Raw genomic sequence first — 17,019 nt, 5'->3', positions numbered from 1 at the left:
AGGGTAATGTTGCCACCATTGCCAGCATTAGCCGCAGCAAAAATCCCATTAGTTGTAATCTTGCTATTGCTACTGGTCACATTAATATTACCGGCATTGCCAGCCGAAAATACTTGCGCTTTGATGTCACCTGTGGTAATCTGATCGAAAGCGTTAATTTCGATGTTACCAGCATTGCTAAAACCACCGTTGGCATTAATTAAACTAGAAGTAATTGTGCCATTTTGACTGATGATTGTGATGTTACCACCAGCAGCGTTAGCACCGGTATCGACTCCAGAAGTGAGGTTGGCTGTTTGAATATTACCATTGGCTTTAAGTGCGATCGCACCTGCATTTCCTGCACTAGAACTGGAATCTAAATTGCCGACATTGATAGTGCTACTGTTGCTATTGAAAGTAATATCACCGCCAGTCCCAGTTCCTTTGACGTTTGCCGCGACATTGCCGCCGACATTAATCTTTCCTTCGGCTTGCAGAGTAATTGCACCTGCGTTACCTGTGGCAGTAGAGTTATTGTTTGTAGTAGAGGTATCGATCGCAACTTCTGGAGTATTGCTAATGTTTATACTGCCGCTAGTGCTAGTAATCTCTATTGTACCGCCATTGTGAAAAACAGAATTTTCAGCAGCAGCAATAATTTCTTTTGTGTCAATATTACCTGGTGCAGTGATACTTATATTACCAGCATTCCCCGCATTGGCTTGAGTAATAATTCTACCTGTAGTAATAGCACCGAAGAGGCTTTTTACTTTAATATTTCCGCCGTTTCCTGCTGTCAAAACACCAGCTTCAACAGAGTCAGTAGTAATATTACTAAAGGCTGTGATTTCAACATTGCCGCCGTTACCGTTGGAGGCATTAGCATTAATCGCAGTAGCGGTAATTGCTCCGTTTTGGCTGGCGATGGTAATGTGACCGGCAGAGCCTGTAGTGCTATTGCTGGAAGTGACTGATGATGCGATGACACCTGCATTGCCACGGAGTTCGATCTGACCCCCATTACCTGCACTAGAACTGGCATCAACAATACCTGCTTTAGTGTTAATAATTCCCTCGCTACTAAAGAGCAATATATTTCCTCCATAGCCGTTACCGCTTCGGGAAATAAGGTTGGCAGTAGCGATGCCTTTGGGTGCGGTGAGCGATATCCTGCCTCCATTATTGCTAGAACTCGTATCTAAATTTCCGGCAGTCGTATCGATATTACCAGCAAAACTATTAATTTGAATTACTCCACCGGGATTGGTGATATTATTAGTAGTAACATTTTGATTTGCTAACAGTAAAATGTTGACATTCTTTGTGCCGACGATACTAAAACCGTTGGTGCTTATCGAGCCAGACGTTAGAGGCGATTGCAAAGTAACTGTGCTATTAAAAATGACATCACCAGCCATAGTAATAGCACCACTGCTATTTTCCCTTCCTATAGTTATGGTGAGGAAACCCGGTTGCCAAGCTTTGATGTCTTCTGTTGTTATTTCTAAACTATTTGGATCGATATTGCTATTGCCACCAAGCACAATATTTTGGCTTGGCGTTGATGGCTGAAGTGTAAAAAAAATACTGCCCTTTACAGAACCTGCACCGCCATAAAAGTTTATTTCATCTGCCGTTAAACCCAGAGAATTTGTACCAATATACAAGTTTTTATTAAATACGATCGCTCCTGTGCCTGCGTCAAGATTTGCACTACCGATAAGAGTAACATCACTGTTAAAAGTAAGGCCGTTTTGTGTAGGAAATATCTGGCCTGCTAATTCAATATTCAGAGCGCTAGCAAAGTCCAATCCAACTAGAGGAATTGATTGGCCGACATTACCGTTTATCCGAATAGTACCGTTACTGCCTGCCAAAAGCCTCAAAAAATGGCTACCATCTACTGTGCCGTTTAAACTGATATCACCAGTATTTAAACCAGTATTTATATCAAGATCGTTAGTCAAATTAATTGGGCCATTTAGTGCAATATTTCCGCCATTAGAGTTAGCAGTTGAGTTAATGCTACCCGTATTGATTTTGGTGATACCATTCACAAAAATTTGACCGCCGTTCCCTATCAAATTGCCAGCAGAAGCATCGATATTTCCTGTAGTAACGCTATTTCCACTCAGAGCAATATTGCCGCCGTTACCTAATGTGCTACCTCCCACAGAATTGATATCACCTGTGTTGATATTGCCCTTAGAAGCGGTGACATTGATTTGGCCAGCATCACCACCAAGAGAACTAGAATCTAAAACGCCTACATTAATATTGTTGTTGTCGCTGGTGAGGGAAATATCCCCACCTCCCGAACTAATTGTAGAGTTGACAAAGATGCCGTCAGCACCCGTGCTAGTTGCGGTACTGTTATCGATAAGGCTGATATCACCGCCTGTTGACGAGAGCGTTCCATCTATGCGGATACCTTCGGCACTATCACTATTGCCGTTGAGGTTAATATTGCCGCTTGTTGATGATATCGATACGCTTGGATCGACTTTAATACCCCAAGAACTACTGTTAGTTCCATTGATATTAATACTACCTGTACCTGAAAAGAGAGGTGCATAAATAAACACGCCTCCCGTTTTACCAGTGAGAGTGATATTGCCGTCATTTGTCGTAATGCTATCTTTGACTGTAATATTGTTACCAGCTTCGGCACTCAATCCCACGCCAGGAGTAGTAATATTAACGGGAGCGCCACTATCAAAGATAATATTATTGGTTGCTTGTAGGGTTACATTTGTACTGGCATTATTAATCAGGTCAACAGCGATCGCATTTCCACCTTTGTCGGGATCGGCAAATTCATCTACTTCCGTCAGATCGACAAAATCTCCGGGAGCGGCTTGCACGATAATATCTGTAGGATCGAGTAAAAGCATCCCCGGATTACCTTGGGGCGCTAAAGTATTCACATTTCCTTTGAAGTCCAAAAACTCTCGACCGGATATTTCGACAAAACCTCCATTTCCCGATAAAATACCACCACGAGCAGTAATGTTGCCAAAAGTCCGGTTAATTTCGTTTGCCCAGACAATTACCCGACCGCCGTTGCCGTTGAGTAAAGCATCAGCAGCAATGGTAGAATCATTACTAATAAAAGTGCGAGAAGCATTCGGAACTGCACCCAATCCTTTGTAATCGCCGCCAATCAAAACAGTGCCGCCACCGGAAGTACCAGAGGCGTTAATATTAGCACTGGCAAGACCGACTTTATCGCCGAAAACTTGTACTCTGCCTCCGGTTTGTCCGGATACGTCGATCGTACCGGATGCGATCGCACTACTTCCCTGTGTTGGTACGGTAATTCCCGAACCGGTTAGCTGCACGCTGCCATCTTTATTTACAGATATTCCCGTAGCATGACCGACACCTCCTCCGGTCAACATTTGCGGCAAGGATGCGATCGGCAACGTCCAATTATTAGGTAAAGTACCGCTATTCCCTAATAGTTGCAGTTCCAAACTCAACACAAAACCGGGTTGACTCAAACGCACAAAGCTTTGCCCCGGCACCGCCATTACGGTAATATTACCAGCAGGTGCGGACAATTGCCCGGTATTGACAACCGTACCGCCGAGTAAAGTGAGATCTTGCCCTATACCCACTGCCAAATTACCCGAATTGACGATGCTTCCGGGCTGCTGCATTGTCAAGGCAAAAGCTGAAGGCGTTCCTACCAGCGCTGCATAATTATTAGGCCCAGCGGCATTAAACCAGTTGACGTTCCCAGGCATATCTGTGGGAGTGAGACCAATACCGTTGGCTGTAGTGGCTAAGAAAGCAGCAGGCACATTTAAACTGGCATTTGCGCCAAAGACAATGCCAGATGGATTCATTAAAAATAAGTTGGAATTACCGCCCGTAACTTGAATAAGGCCGTTAATATAAGAAACGTTACCGCCGTTTACCCTCGCGAGGATGTTCAGGATATCGGGTCGGGACAAAAAGTTAGCAACTTGGTCGGAATTGAGACCAAATTCGGTGAAACTATGAAATAGGTTGGCACCATCCCCAGATCTTTGGCCACCCGTGATGTCAAAACGATTTTCTTGAGGGGTAACTACAGTGCCAGTCCCGTCTGCTGCTGGGACGATCGCTTGTCCCGTAGCTGGTGCTGCTAGTGCGATCGCTCCTGTTAAAGCAGAAAAGAGAAAAAAGGCACAAGTCCGAATTGAAGCCATAGCCTGACCTCTCTGCCCTGGTTAATCATAAAATTACTTGTGTTGTGCTGACATCTTTCTTAGCACAGCAAATAAGATTGTCAATGATTTGATACCTTGTGCCACAGTGAGAGCGAAACGCTAAGGGAAACAGGAAAAGGAAAAAGGTGGGATGTCGGACGTCAATCAGAAAATGATGTTCCTATGTTAAAACCCCTACCCATTTGCATAAGTGGATAGGGGTTTTGCTATATTAAGTTAGCAACAAAATCAACTATCGGCGGGCGTATCTACCTGGAGCGTAAGCTTCGATCACTTTTCCCGTTTGAGAACAAGTCACCATCAAATAATCGCAAGCGTGACATTGTGTTGAGATAAGTTTACTGATAGAAAGGTAGTGACGTTCTCCGTGATTGCCACAGTTGGGGCAGCGGATCTTTTGTACTGTTTGCATTTTGAAATCTCTCAATTAACTCAGTTTTTAAAGACAATGGTAAAAACCAGCACCCATGATGACTGTTTTTCTACATCCGGAGTAAGAAAACGGGTTTCTTTGGGTCATATAGACGTAATCTCCTCACACCCAGCAAAATAAACCAAGTTTCTGGGATAACGCGATCGGCCCTTTAGCACCCGCGATGACACTTTTGCCGCATCATTCTCTGGTTATGACACACCTGGTTTAAACCAGATTTTCCTGACTCCAATTTCAGCTAAAACAGTCTCAAGCTGTAGCCATAGGTTGTTATATTTGAGTTCGGGTAATCTAGCTAAAAGCAATGATCCCCAATCATTATCTTGGCATAAGTCTTTGATATCAGACCCTACCATTCGGATGATAGCAGAAGATTGCTGTCTCCAGCGCCGTCACTAAAAATTATTTTTCAGTAAAGAGATGGCCTTTATATACATTTATTGAAGAATATTTAACGACTATTTTTAAGATTCTGTTCAACTTTTAATTATTTCTTTAGATACAGGATTTAAGCATGAAAAGGGGAAAAGTTATCATTTTTCTAATAAATTTGGTTTCGAGAGGGATGTCCTAACCTGTCACGCATCTAAATTAGTTATTGAGATTGCAGGGGGGCAGGGGAGCTTTCGGAGCAGGGGAGAGGATTAGAGCTACTTCTTCTGTTTCCCAATAATCAAATTTAAATGCCCAACAGCTTATTGTAGAGACGTTGTATAGAACGCCTCTACAAGCCTAAGGAAATCAGGTTATAGGGATTTGCAGCCGCATGAGGTACATGACTCCCACTTCCTACTCCCCAACTATGAGCAAATGCGTACAGGACTGACTGGGAATATTGTAGCGATCGCTATCTCCGCAAATCCTCAGAATCGCGAATTCTGCCATCAGGCATTGTGGTTTTCTTGAGAATTGCTCTCGTTAAATCCACTCCAATTAAGTTAGCTTCTCGAAGCGTCGTACCCGTCAACTCAGCTCCGCTTAAGTCTGCATTACTAAGGTCAGCATGACCGAGAGCGGCAAAACTCAAGCGAGAAAGTCTCATATCAGCACCTCGCAAGTCAGCGTGAGTGAGAAAAGCTTGCTTGAGGTCAGCACCTACCAAATAAGCTCGACTTAAGTTAGCATTAGTCAAATCGGCACGAACAAGTTTGGCACCCGACAGGTTAGCTGCTTGCAAATCAGCACCTGCAAGATAAGCATTACGCAAATCCGCATCCCTAAGATCCATCCGACCCAGAGGCGCACCGCTGAGGTCGCACCCCCGGCATTCTCTTGTTTGTAGCAAAATCCTTAAGTGTTGGGGATTGTAGGCTTGTGCTGAAGCACTTATCCCGAAGAAAGTCAATAAGATAATAGAACTTAGAAGGTGAAGTTTCATCTTTGTGCCCTGGAAAAAGGCGCTAATGTTATATCTAGTCTGCAAGACTGGTCGTCCTCAAACTGAGTTTCCCTTCCACAGCTTGACATCACTCTCCCCCAATCGCAAGCGATCGGGGGAGCGGGGGAGCGGGGGAGTGGGGGTGTGGGGGAGTGGGGGAGCGAAAGAATTAATATTTGACTTTTGACTTTTGACTTTTGACTTTTGACTTTTGACTTTCCCTCTCCCTAACTGGGATGGAAATAATCGAAAATTTCCTGAGCTAAACGAGGGCCAATTCCAGGCGCTTCCGCTAGCTGTTTTGGAGATGCCTCGCGGATATAATCGATCGAGTGAAAATGTGCCAACAGTTGCTTTTGTCGCTCAAATCCCAATCCGGGAATTTCATCCAAACGAGAACGTCGCAACTTATCGGTACGCTGTTGGCGATGGAAACTAACCGCAAATCGATGCGCTTCATCCCGCAGTCGCCGCAACAATTGCACACCCGGTTGTTCTGCATCTGTTTGCAATGGCAAAGATTCCCCTGGCAGAAATATTTCTTCTCGCTGCTTGGCTAAACTTACCACTCGCAAATCTTCCAACAGATTCATTTCTTGCAACACTGCCACAACCGATGATAGCTGACCTTTCCCACCATCAATCATCACCAAATCGGGAAAATCTGGATTTCCCACTCGTTCCAATTGCGGGTCTTCTACGTACTTGCGAAAGCGACGGCGGATAACTTCGGCGAGACTGGCAAAGTCGTCGGAGTGACCGACTGTAACGGCAGGATTTTTGATTTTGTAATGTCGATAATGTTGTTTGGCGGGTAAACCGTCGATAAAGACAACCTGAGATGCGACAGCATTTGCACCTTGAATATGGGAAATATCGTAACCTTCTATGCGGCGTGGCAAGTCTGGCAAATCGAGAATGTTGGCTAAATCTTGCATTGCTTCGCTGTTGCGATCGGCAAATTTCTGAGTGCGAGATAATTCATACTCAGCATTGCGCTCCACCATTTCAATTAATTCCGCTTTGCTTTGTCTTTGCGGAGCCAAAATTGTCACTTTGCGACCTTTTCTTTCTCCTAAAAATTCTGCCAACATTTCGCTTTCCGGTAACTCGTATTGCACCAGAATTTCCGTGGGAATTTCTACAGGTTCGGCATTTTGATAATGTTCTTCCAACACCCGCTGCAAAATCGCTCCCGGTGTAGCAGATTCAGCATCTGCCACAAATCCCAACCTTCCGACCAAACGTCCGGCTCGAATCTGGAATAATTGAATGCAGGCGTGTCGATCGTCTGCGGCAAGTGCGATCGCATCTCGCGACACGGTATCATCAGGTAACGAGACTTTTTGTTCAGCCGTCAAAGATTTCAATCCAGTAATTTGGTCGCGAATACGCGCCGCCGTTTCAAAGTTGAGCGCTTCTGCGGCTTGTTCCATCTGCGCTGTGAGAATATCGATCAATTCTTGCGTGCGACCTTGGAAAAGCATTGCCACTTTTTGTACTGTTTTGCGATATTCTTCTGGAGAAATCAGCAGCTGGCATACGCCAGGACAGCGACCGAGATCGTAATTGAGACAGGGACGGTCTTTAAATAAAGGTTGGGGACGCTGACGCAAAGGGAATATGCGCTTGACTATATGTAGAGTTTGCCGCAATATGCGAGCATCGGTGTAAGGGCCATAATATCTATCTTGTTTTTTACCTAGTCTGCGATTGCGGGTGAGAAAAATACGGGGATAATCTTCTGACCAAGTAATCAGGACGTAGGGATATTTCTTGTCATCTTTAAGCAGTACGTTGAAATACGGTTGGTACTGCTTAACTAAGTTTGCTTCTAATGCCAGTGCTTCTGCTTCCGTATCGGTGACGATGATTTCGATCTCGACTACCTGCTGTACCATTAAGGCAATGCGGGGGCTGAGGTCGGAAGCTTCGCGGAAGTAGGAACGCAGACGCGATCGCAATTTTTTCGATTTACCGATGTAGAGGATGCGATCGCTCTCATCCCGCATTATATAAACACCTGGCTCCGCCGGAATCTCCTTGAGGCGACTTTCTAGGCGTTCCGGGTCTTTGATTAAAGGTAGCGCTTTCTGCGAAGTGGTCACAACTCACTTAAAGAAACTGTCTCCATCACCATGATAAGAAAGCCTTTTCGTTTAGAGGGTGGGTATTGCCTACCGCGAACCGAACAAAAACCCGGTTTTTTGCAAAAAACCGGGTTTTTAATCAATTAGATAATTTATTAAGCAACTTTTTGTGACTTGCGTTTGCTAGCTGCCAACAAGCCACCCACAGCCATCAAACCGAGCATTGTAGAGGGTTCGGGCACTTTTACTCCCTGTAACGAGACTTCGTAGTTGCCGTTGTGAGAGAATCCATCCGTGTTAACCAGACCCGAATTAGTAGCGTTGAAGCTGTAGAGATAGTCAGTCTTACCTTCGTAAGTATACTTGACTACTTCGCTTGCTTGGAATCCACTTGGTAACAAAGCTGCAAATCCTGCATATTTGGGATTACTAGCATAGGCAGCCTTTAAATTGTAGTGACCTGCCAGCCCAATACTAATGAGACCGGTATCATCATTTTGGTTGACGTAGGAGATGTTGGGGTCGCTGCTTGCTTGGAATCCCCCCATACCCAAAAAGGCATTAAAGTAACTACTTGCAACGCTACTTCCTACGAATAAACCATAACCAGCTTTGGTGATGAACTCGTTAAACCACTTGTTAGCAAGGTTGTTCGCGCCGTATGCGGTATTCAGACCGGCTCCAAACCAGTCACTTGCTGTGATACTGCTAAGAGTGAGCGACTTGCCACCAATATTACCTGTCAAGGTGGTGTTCTTTTGGAAATCGATCGCAGTAAAAGTCCCTTTCTCTGTACTGGCTCTCAATTCTACGTTACCGGTGGGACTGGCGGCATTACCGTCGAGAACGGCTTGTATGTTTGCCGGAGTATTTGGAATCTCAACGGTTTGATTGCCGGACACACCGTACACTAAATAATCGCTAGCTGCACTTCCGCCAATTGTCGCATTAGTGAGGGATGCGGCGGATGCTGGGGCAGTGGCTAGAGCGCTCACACCTGCGACCATTGAAGCGCCGATAGCAATACGTTTAATAGTCTGAAGCATTTTTGGATTCCCTCTCAAGTTTCTCAATAAACGATTTACGTTGCACATCCCACTGTTGACGGGATTTGTCTGTTTCTCTTCCCGGTTGTAGCAGATCCACCCGTGAACGCTTAACCTTCACTTTCTTCCATTTTAGAAAAGCGATTTTTGGCTTGGGTGAACTTAGCGTAATTTCTGGTCAAATTTGTGTGAAGTTTTGGTGAATTCTGAGGGCTGGTTCAAAAAAAGGTGATATCCATCGATCGTCTCAGATTCGTAAAATCTTGACGATCTGTGGGTGAAATCATTAGATACCGTCGTTATTTGATTGAGTTCTTAGATGAGATAAGCCAAAAATTTTATTCCTACTGAATATCCCGATACTAGATACGTATATAAACCATAAAAAACTCAAAAAATTTTCCCTTTATTTATGTAAAAATACGTAAATGTTAATTTTTATAAAGCAAATAGAAGCGGAATTATTAATATTTCTTAAAGATTCTCAATCGTAGTAGGCAAAAAAAGATAAATTTATGACCGGTCAGTACTAATTTTCAAATATGAGAGTTTAGATTAAGACTAAGAGAATTTCTCCTTTAACACCTTGGCCGTCTACTTTCACACAAAGCGGGTTGCATCCATGCCTTCAGAAAATCTTGAAACTCAGTATCGCGAAGCATTGAATCAAACTCTCAATCATCTCCAAACAGTAAATTTATTAGTGGCACAAATTGAAGCTAAAATGGATGACATCAGAGATTCTATGCAAAATCTCTCTCAGATTGGGGAAAAAATTACAAGCCGGAAAAAATGGCTGATAACTAGAGATAAAAGAAAGGTAATTTATATAGGTCGATCGCGTAATTCTTCTTGAATTGCCTGCCGCAAATGAGAAAGATTGACCGGTTTAACGAAGTACCTCGTAGCTCCCAAACTGAGAGCGCGTTGTTGATCGGCTTTAAAAGCATACGCCGAGACGACGATCACCGGCACCTGATGCCAGTCCGGTATCTGCCGGATTTCTTGGAGTATGGTATAACCATCAACTCCTGGTAACTTCAAGTCTAATAAAACTAGCTGAGGCCGAAACTTGGACATCACCTGAAAAAAGGTGGTGCCTTCGGCAAGGCACAAAACCTGGTATCCGAGATAACAGAGGTAGTCGCTCAGTAAGCGACGATTTACCTCGTGGTCTTCAACGAGTAAAATTCGATCGGCCAAAATTTGCTCTCCTGACTGAGCAAGCGGGATTTGCTGTATTTTCAGCATGGTTTTTATCGTTTGGCTAGCACCCTTTGTGTAAGGCTTTCGTTTACAACCGGAAAATTCTCCAGAGAGTAATACTAGGAGAATACAGTAGCAATACTGCTAAGTATCCGTTACCTTTATGTAAAATTTATCAATTTATACAAAAGATAAAAATCTTATTCTGTCTTTATAACAAGTTGCTTTACCGAGTAAAACCTGCTTTTAATCACTTCTACCCATTATTAAAAATATGTGAATAATTGTGTACATAATTTGAGCGAAAGTTGTGTATTACCGATACAGAATAGTTATAGTAAATTGCTTCGATACAAGTTATACATTCTGATTTATTCAATCAAAAAATACAGCAATACGATCGCATTTTACTATTACGATTTTTCTGAAATTTTAATTTATTTCGATCGACTTATAACTCTCCAAGAGCTATCCTGCATTTGCAATTTAGCGCTTAGTTGCAAGAGAATTGTCCAGACTGGCAAAATCTAACAGAGGGGCTTAGCCATCTAGTTCGAGTTATAGCGATTGCGTTCGTCAGTTATGACGTTCTTAGCCCAAAATCATTTACTAGGGCAATATTTAGGCAGGCGATCGCACACGCAAGAATTCATCCATTCGCTTCACCGCAGCTTCTAGAACTGGCGGTTCGTGTACGAGAGCAAAACGGACATACCCTTCTCCAGATTTACCAAACCCAGCACCGGGAGAAACGGCAACACCCGTAGCTTCCACGAGCTGAGTGCAAAATCCGATCGAATTTTCCGTCCAAGGTGCCGGTAATCTGGCCCATACATACATTGTGGCTCTTGGTGTCGGAACCGGCCAGCCAATATTATTTAAAGCTTTGACGAAAGCATCTCGCCGATTTCGGAAAGTGGCAACGGCAGCTTTGACTCCTTCTTGAGGGCCACTTAAGGCTGCGATCGCACCGTTGAGGATACCTCCATATTGATTAAAATCAACAGCCGCTTTTACCTGCCGCAACGCCTGAATCAACTTTGGATTGCCAATAGCATAACCGATGCGAAAACCACCCATGTTATAAGACTTGGAAAGAGTGAAGAACTCGATCGAAACACTTTTTTCAGGATCGGCTTGCAGTATCGAAGGTGCCGATGTATCCTCAAAAACTAAATCGGCGTAGGGAAAATCGTGAACCAGCACAAGATTGTGCTGTTGGCAAAAGGCAACAGCTGTTTGGAAAAAAGACAGAGGTGCGATCGCCGCAGTAGGGTTATGGGGATAACTTAGCACCATCATTTTTGCCTGTGCTAAAACTGCTTCTGGCACCTCCTCAAATATAGGCAAAAACCCATTTTCTGCCCGTAGGGGCATAGGGTAGATCTGACCGCTGGCGAGGTAGACCCCACCCATATGAGAAGGATACCCTGGGTCTAATAGCAGAGCAAAATCTCCTGGATTGAGAACTGCCAAGGGCAAATGGGCCGTTCCTTCCTGAGAACCGATCAGCGGCAGCACTTCTGTTTCTGGGTCAACCGGGATACCAAATTTTTGAGTATACCAGGTAGCAGCAGCAACCCGAAAATCTTTTGTGCCGCGAAACAGTAAGTAACCGTGGGTACTGGGGTCTTGTAAGGATTGAGCGATCGCATTGATGACGTGGGTTGCTGCTGGCAAATCCGAAGATCCCAGCGACAGGTCAATTAATTCCTTCCCCCCTGCTACTGATGATGCCTTTGCCCGATCCATATCTGCGAAAACATTAAATTGCAGGGGTTCTAAACGTTTAGCAAATTGCATATTTACTCAATAATCATTGTTCAAGAGTCAATAGAAGTTGAGGTTGTAAGTTCCTTTTCGCTTGAGCGTTCCTATATCTTTTTGAGGGGAAAAGATTGTGGCTTTACGAGTTTCTGAAAGTATACACCCGAATGGTTTGTATTCCACCTGACGGCAATTTTTCTTGAAGTTCGGAAAGCGTTTCTTTCCTTTTATCTTCATTCTTGCAATTATCGTATAATTGAGCGAGTGCAGACCAAGACCTTTCCGCAGCAGATTGTCTCCCCATCGAATTCCGTTCCTTGGCAAATATGAATTGGGAGGTGCGAATAGCCTCGTCAATGGCGCGATATTGACTATTTTTTCCTTTGACTTTGAATTTGCAAACAATCATGGTTCGACCTTTATATACCAGGTTTTATATTAGCATAGCTCGTATAAAATCGCCCTAGAAGGGCGAGGTTTTTACCCAAAATTTTGATAACTATTTACAAGTGGGATTCCAGTAACTGGGTGATTTTCTGTTTGCTATCGATACCCTCGACAGACCCGATCAATTCACCCTTGTTAAACAGTCTCAATGCAGGAACGCCTTCGACCTTATACTTTGCCACAGTAGTCGGATTGGGATCTACCTCCATTTTGACCACCTTGAGGCGATCGCTATAAGTTTGCGCTGCTGAGTTAATTAACGGGGTCATCAGACGGCAAGGGCCACACCAAGAAGCCCAGAAATATACTAACACTGGCTGAGTTGCTTTCAGGACTTGAGTTTCAAATTCAGAATCGGTAATTGCGATCGTGCTGCTCATAAAACTTTTCCACGACTGACATTGATCAACTTACCCCACCCCAGACACGAACTCAACCTAGTTCGACGGAAATATAACTTGCGATAGTTGCGAAAAGCATTGGCTGTGCTGAAGGTCAGATGGATGCAATCTTTACAAATTCTTTATCGAAGGTATGTACAAACACTGGTTATAGGTTTATATGTATATGTTAGGGTGCATTCGGAAAAGACTCATAGAGAGTTGCTGGCTTAGTTAAAGAATTTACACATTTGGCATTTCGATCGTCGATTGGCAGTATGGCAGCAAAAAGCCGCTGAAAAATTGTCCGTCATAGGGGCAAAACAAACGCTTACCAGAAAGCGTAAGTTCTACAACTAACAATGCTTGACACAGCTTAACGGCCACTCTCGATCGGAGCGTTCTGACGATCGCACCCTTGAGTCTCCCTAGAATCAACACTTTTGTGTCGGGAGGCACTACCTGTATGAAAACCTTTAGTAAAAAGCGCTGGAATCAAATCAGCCTGTCCCTAACCATCCTCACTGGTGTAGGAATAGCTACAGCACAATCGGCACTTGCCGCCACTTTCACCGTTGCCGGTTATACCTGGGATTCTGACAACTCTGTAGTCGGAGGCTCAATAGTTTCAGGCAGCCAGGTAATTAATCACTTCACTGCCAGCTTCCTATCGGGCAACAGCGAAATTGCCAATCGAACCGTCGGTGCGATACTCGGCTTCGATCCCGATAGTTCGGTAAATATTGGCGATGTAAACAACCCGGCTATCCCAGGTACGATCGACCTTAACTGGGGAACGGGTATGTCCCTAACAAATGCAGCTGGGAATGACTTCGTGGTCTACGAGAACGGTGGCTGGGGGAGACCGGAAGCATACGCGGTAGCGATTAAGAAAGTCGGTCAAAGCACCTTCACTCAGTTCAGATACGAGTTCAGCGATGGTTTTGAAACTAACGTCTTTGCGACTGGTTTCGACTTGAGCGATTTCGGCATCGGTAATGAGGAGGCAATTGATGGTATCCGTATCACCAAACTGATCCCCACCGATACGGTCAGTGGGTCTGATGGGCAGGGTTTCCTTGGCGGTAGCTTCAATCCTCAAACAGGGCCTTGGGGAGGGGGTAGTTACACCAACGATATGTTCGACCCGGATGCCACTTTTGTTGTGGCTCTGCACAAACCCAAACCAGTTCCAGAACCTACTTCTGCATTGGCTTTACTGACTTTTGGTGCTGTTACTGCTGCCGCACTCCAACGCAAACACCAATCAAAAGTTAAAGGTTAGAAGTGAAAAGTTAATAGTGAAAAGAAGAAAAGTGCGTTGGGGCTAGAATAAACTGAAGGACACAGAAACATAGTTTCTGTGTCCTTTACTTGCTGGAGTTTAGCCGATCGGGCGACAACTATTGCTCAAAGCTAGACTGGATAAGCTTTTCGACTCGGCGATCTCGCTGATAATATGCTTTTTTATGATGGCTCTCCCAATTTGGTACAACATCCAATTTTTTAGTACGAGCATTTTGAACTTTCGCGGCGACTCACTATAAATTGAAACTCCAGGATTTACACCTAAATCCTGCCATTTTAGCCAGACTTCCGGTGCCAATTCAATGTATTCATTTCGTTTTAAAAGTAGTGCTTTAGCCGACATTAGCGTCGGCTCCAACGTGTTGCAATAAGGCACAGCTATTAGTATAACCGTTTGTTTCAAATCATAACGTTAATTAAATTTATCTTCGATTATATTTCTCATCGATTATCCCAGTAATTATCCATATGCTATTTATTTGCAATACCTGTAGCAAATTAACAGAATCTACACCACACCATTTGACAGGAGATACTATGAGCAGCGAAAGCGGATGCCCATTTACGGGGGGCGGTCAGAAATCTCAGCCTCGCAACGTGCCGTCGAACCGAGACTGGTGGCCTAATTATTTGAATCTGAGCATCCTCCATCAGCACTCAGCCCAGTCCAATCCTATGGGTGAGGAATTCAACTACGCATCAGAGTTCAAGACTCTCGACTTAGCTGCCCTAAGAGCAGATATCTACGAGCTAATGACGACCTCCCAGGACTGGTGGCCAGCCGACTACGGTCATTATGGGCCGCTCTTCATTCGGATGGCTTGGCACAGCGCAGGCACGTATCGGATTGGCGACGGTCGCGGCGGCGCGGGTTCGGGTAGCCAGCGGTTTGAACCCCTCAACAGTTGGCCAGACAATGCCAACCTCGACAAGGCACGGATGTTGCTTTGGCCAATCAAGCAGAAATACGGCCAAAAAATCTCCTGGGCTGACCTGATGATTTTCGCGGGCAACTGCGCCCTAGAGTCGATGGGCTTCAAAACGCTGGGCTTTGCAGGTGGGCGCGTGGACGTCTGGCAGCCAGAGGAAGACATATACTGGGGTTCTGAGAAAACCTGGCTCGGCAATGAGCGTTATGAAGGCGATCGCGTGCTGCTGAACCCCCTTGCCGCCGTTCAGATGGGTCTGATCTACGTGAACCCAGAAGGGCCAGACGGCGAGCCCGATCCGATCGGTTCGGGTCGCGATATTCGCGAGACCTTTGGTCGGATGGCGATGAACGACGAGGAGACAGTCGCGCTCACCGCCGGTGGACATACCTTTGGCAAATGTCACGGTGCGGGCGAAGCATCGCACGTAGGCCCCGATCCTGGGGGTGCTACCATCATCGATCAGGGCCTCGGCTGGAAGAGCAACTTCAACACGGGTGTCGGCGTCGATGCGATCACCAGCGGTATCGAAGGCGCATGGACCCCCACACCGACGCAGTGGGACAACAGCTATCTCGAAACCCTGTTCAAATATGACTGGGAACTGACGAAGAGTCCTGCTGGCGCGTGGCAATGGAAGCCCAAGGGCGACGCTGGTGCGGGTACGGTACCTGACGCACACGATCCGTCGAAACGGCACGCCCCCATGATGACCACGGCGGACATGGCCATGAAGATGGACCCCATCTACAACCAGATTGCGCGGCGTTACCACGATAACCCAGATGAGTTTGCTCTTCAGTTCGCCAAGGCGTGGTTCAAGCTGACGCACCGCGACATGGGGCCGCGATCGCGCTATCTCGGCCCGGAGGTTCCCCAGGAAGAGTTCTTGTGGCAAGATCCCGTCCCCGCAGTTGACCATGAGTTGATTGATGAGCAGGATATCGCTGCTCTCAAAGGCAAAATTCTGGCTTCGGGACTGTCTGTCTCCCAACTGGTTTCGACCGCTTGGGCGTCGGCGTCAACGTTCCGCTGCTCCGATATGCGCGGTGGGGCGAACGGGGCGCGTATTCGTCTCGCGCCTCAGAAGGATTGGGAGGTTAACCAGCCAGAGCAGTTGGCAACGACGCTGCAAACCCTGGAGGGAATCCAACAGGAATTCAATAGCTCGCAGTCTGGCGGAAAGCGGGTTTCGATCGCTGACCTGATCGTTCTGGGCGGATGTGCAGGTGTCGAACAAGCGGCGAAAAACGCCGGTTATGACGTGACCGTTCCCTTCAAGCCGGGGCGCACGGATGCGTTGCAAGAGAAAACGGATGTCGAGTCCTTTGCCGTGCTGGAACCGACTGCGGACGGGTTCCGCAACTACACCAGCGGCAAACACAGCGAATCGGTCGAAGAGTTGCTGGTCGATCGATCGCAATTGCTGTTCCTGTCAGCCCCGCAGATGACGGTTCTCCTGGGCGGCTTGCGCGTCTTGGGAGCGAACTATGGCGGGTCTAAGCACGGCGTCTTCACCCATCGACCAGAGACGTTGACCAATGACTTTTTTGTCAACCTGCTTGACTTGGGTACGAAGTGGAAGGCGACCTCTGAAGATGAATATGAGTTCGAGGGGACCGATCGCAAAACGGGCGAACTTAAGTGGACTGGTACCCGTGTCGATCTCATCTTCGGCTCGAACTCTCAGCTCCGAGCTCTGGCGGAAGTTTACGGAAGTGTGGACTCGCAGCCGAAATTCGTGCATGACTTTGTGGCGGCATGGGACAAGGTGATGAACCTCGATCGCTATGACCTCAAATAATTTCAGCGCAAAGACGTTCAAAGGTTTCTAAG

14 protein-coding genes are annotated in these 17,019 nt (G+C 45.8%); 3 read left to right on the top strand and 11 right to left on the bottom strand.

The window, feature by feature from the left end; all coding sequences use genetic code 11:
• The 5 genes from ACE1CD_RS17210 to ACE1CD_RS17190 form a co-directional block, all read right to left on the bottom strand.
• Positions 1–4,178 (bottom strand): beta strand repeat-containing protein (locus ACE1CD_RS17210; RefSeq protein WP_374825691.1); only part of this gene is annotated, 4,178 nt, incomplete at its 3' end.
• Positions 4,179–4,431: 253 nt separating this feature from the next.
• Complete coding sequence (locus tag ACE1CD_RS17205) at positions 4,432–4,611, bottom strand: replication restart DNA helicase PriA (protein ID WP_190474926.1); 180 nt, start codon at positions 4,609–4,611, stop codon at positions 4,432–4,434.
• Positions 4,612–5,479: 868 nt separating this feature from the next.
• Positions 5,480–6,010 (bottom strand): pentapeptide repeat-containing protein, encoded by a 531-nt coding sequence (locus tag ACE1CD_RS17200; RefSeq protein ID WP_374790145.1) that lies wholly within the window; start codon positions 6,008–6,010, stop codon positions 5,480–5,482.
• A gap of 227 nt (positions 6,011–6,237) precedes the next feature.
• Positions 6,238–8,118, bottom strand: a complete 1,881-nt coding sequence (gene uvrC / locus ACE1CD_RS17195) for an excinuclease ABC subunit UvrC (protein WP_374825689.1) — start codon at positions 8,116–8,118, stop codon at positions 6,238–6,240.
• A gap of 137 nt (positions 8,119–8,255) precedes the next feature.
• Complete coding sequence (locus ACE1CD_RS17190; protein WP_374825687.1) at positions 8,256–9,146, bottom strand: NF038130 family PEP-CTERM protein; 891 nt, start codon at positions 9,144–9,146, stop codon at positions 8,256–8,258.
• Between the two features lie 622 nt (positions 9,147–9,768).
• Here ACE1CD_RS17190 and ACE1CD_RS17185 point away from each other — a divergent pair.
• Complete coding sequence (locus ACE1CD_RS17185; protein ID WP_374793488.1) at positions 9,769–10,002, top strand: hypothetical protein; 234 nt, start codon at positions 9,769–9,771, stop codon at positions 10,000–10,002.
• Here the strand turns inward: ACE1CD_RS17185 and ACE1CD_RS17180 are convergent.
• The 5 genes from ACE1CD_RS17180 to ACE1CD_RS17160 all read right to left on the bottom strand — a co-directional run bounded on the left by ACE1CD_RS17180 (position 9,972) and on the right by ACE1CD_RS17160 (position 13,405).
• Positions 9,972–10,397: a response regulator gene (locus ACE1CD_RS17180; RefSeq protein WP_374793490.1), complete on the bottom strand. Its 426-nt coding sequence runs from the start codon at positions 10,395–10,397 to the stop codon at positions 9,972–9,974. The two genes, ACE1CD_RS17185 and ACE1CD_RS17180, sit on opposite strands and share 31 nt — an antisense overlap.
• Before the next feature lie 576 nt (positions 10,398–10,973).
• A complete protein-coding gene (locus ACE1CD_RS17175) occupies positions 10,974–12,155 on the bottom strand; it encodes an LL-diaminopimelate aminotransferase (RefSeq protein ID WP_374825685.1) in 1,182 nt (393 codons plus the stop codon).
• A 103-nt stretch (positions 12,156–12,258) separates the two neighbouring features.
• Complete coding sequence (locus ACE1CD_RS17170) at positions 12,259–12,528, bottom strand: hypothetical protein (protein ID WP_374793494.1); 270 nt, start codon at positions 12,526–12,528, stop codon at positions 12,259–12,261.
• Positions 12,529–12,622: 94 nt separating this feature from the next.
• Positions 12,623–12,946, bottom strand: a complete 324-nt coding sequence (locus ACE1CD_RS17165; protein WP_374793496.1) for a thioredoxin family protein — start codon at positions 12,944–12,946, stop codon at positions 12,623–12,625.
• 243 nt (positions 12,947–13,189) lie between these two features.
• On the bottom strand, positions 13,190–13,405 hold the full coding sequence (locus tag ACE1CD_RS17160) for a hypothetical protein (RefSeq protein ID WP_374793498.1): 216 nt from the start codon (positions 13,403–13,405) through the stop codon (positions 13,190–13,192).
• A gap of 7 nt (positions 13,406–13,412) precedes the next feature.
• Between ACE1CD_RS17160 and ACE1CD_RS17155 the strand changes: the two genes are divergently transcribed.
• On the top strand, positions 13,413–14,231 hold the full coding sequence (locus ACE1CD_RS17155; protein WP_374825683.1) for a hypothetical protein: 819 nt from the start codon (positions 13,413–13,415) through the stop codon (positions 14,229–14,231).
• Positions 14,232–14,330: 99 nt separating this feature from the next.
• Here the strand turns inward: ACE1CD_RS17155 and ACE1CD_RS17150 are convergent, their stop codons facing one another.
• Positions 14,331–14,597, bottom strand: a complete 267-nt coding sequence (locus ACE1CD_RS17150; RefSeq protein ID WP_374793501.1) for a hypothetical protein — start codon at positions 14,595–14,597, stop codon at positions 14,331–14,333.
• A 194-nt stretch (positions 14,598–14,791) separates the two neighbouring features.
• Here ACE1CD_RS17150 and katG point away from each other — a divergent pair, with 194 nt between their 5' ends.
• The gene (gene katG / locus ACE1CD_RS17145; protein WP_374793503.1) at positions 14,792–16,987 is read left to right on the top strand and encodes a catalase/peroxidase HPI; all 2,196 of its coding nucleotides are present in this window, start codon (positions 14,792–14,794) and stop codon (positions 16,985–16,987) included.
• Positions 16,988–17,019 lie beyond the last annotated feature (32 nt).

Origin of the sequence: Aerosakkonema sp. BLCC-F183 (genome assembly GCF_041929145.1) — a bacterium.
In the GTDB taxonomy this organism is placed as follows: Bacteria; Cyanobacteriota; Cyanobacteriia; order Cyanobacteriales; family Aerosakkonemataceae; genus Aerosakkonema.
This window is presented reverse-complemented; position numbering and strand designations above follow the sequence as displayed.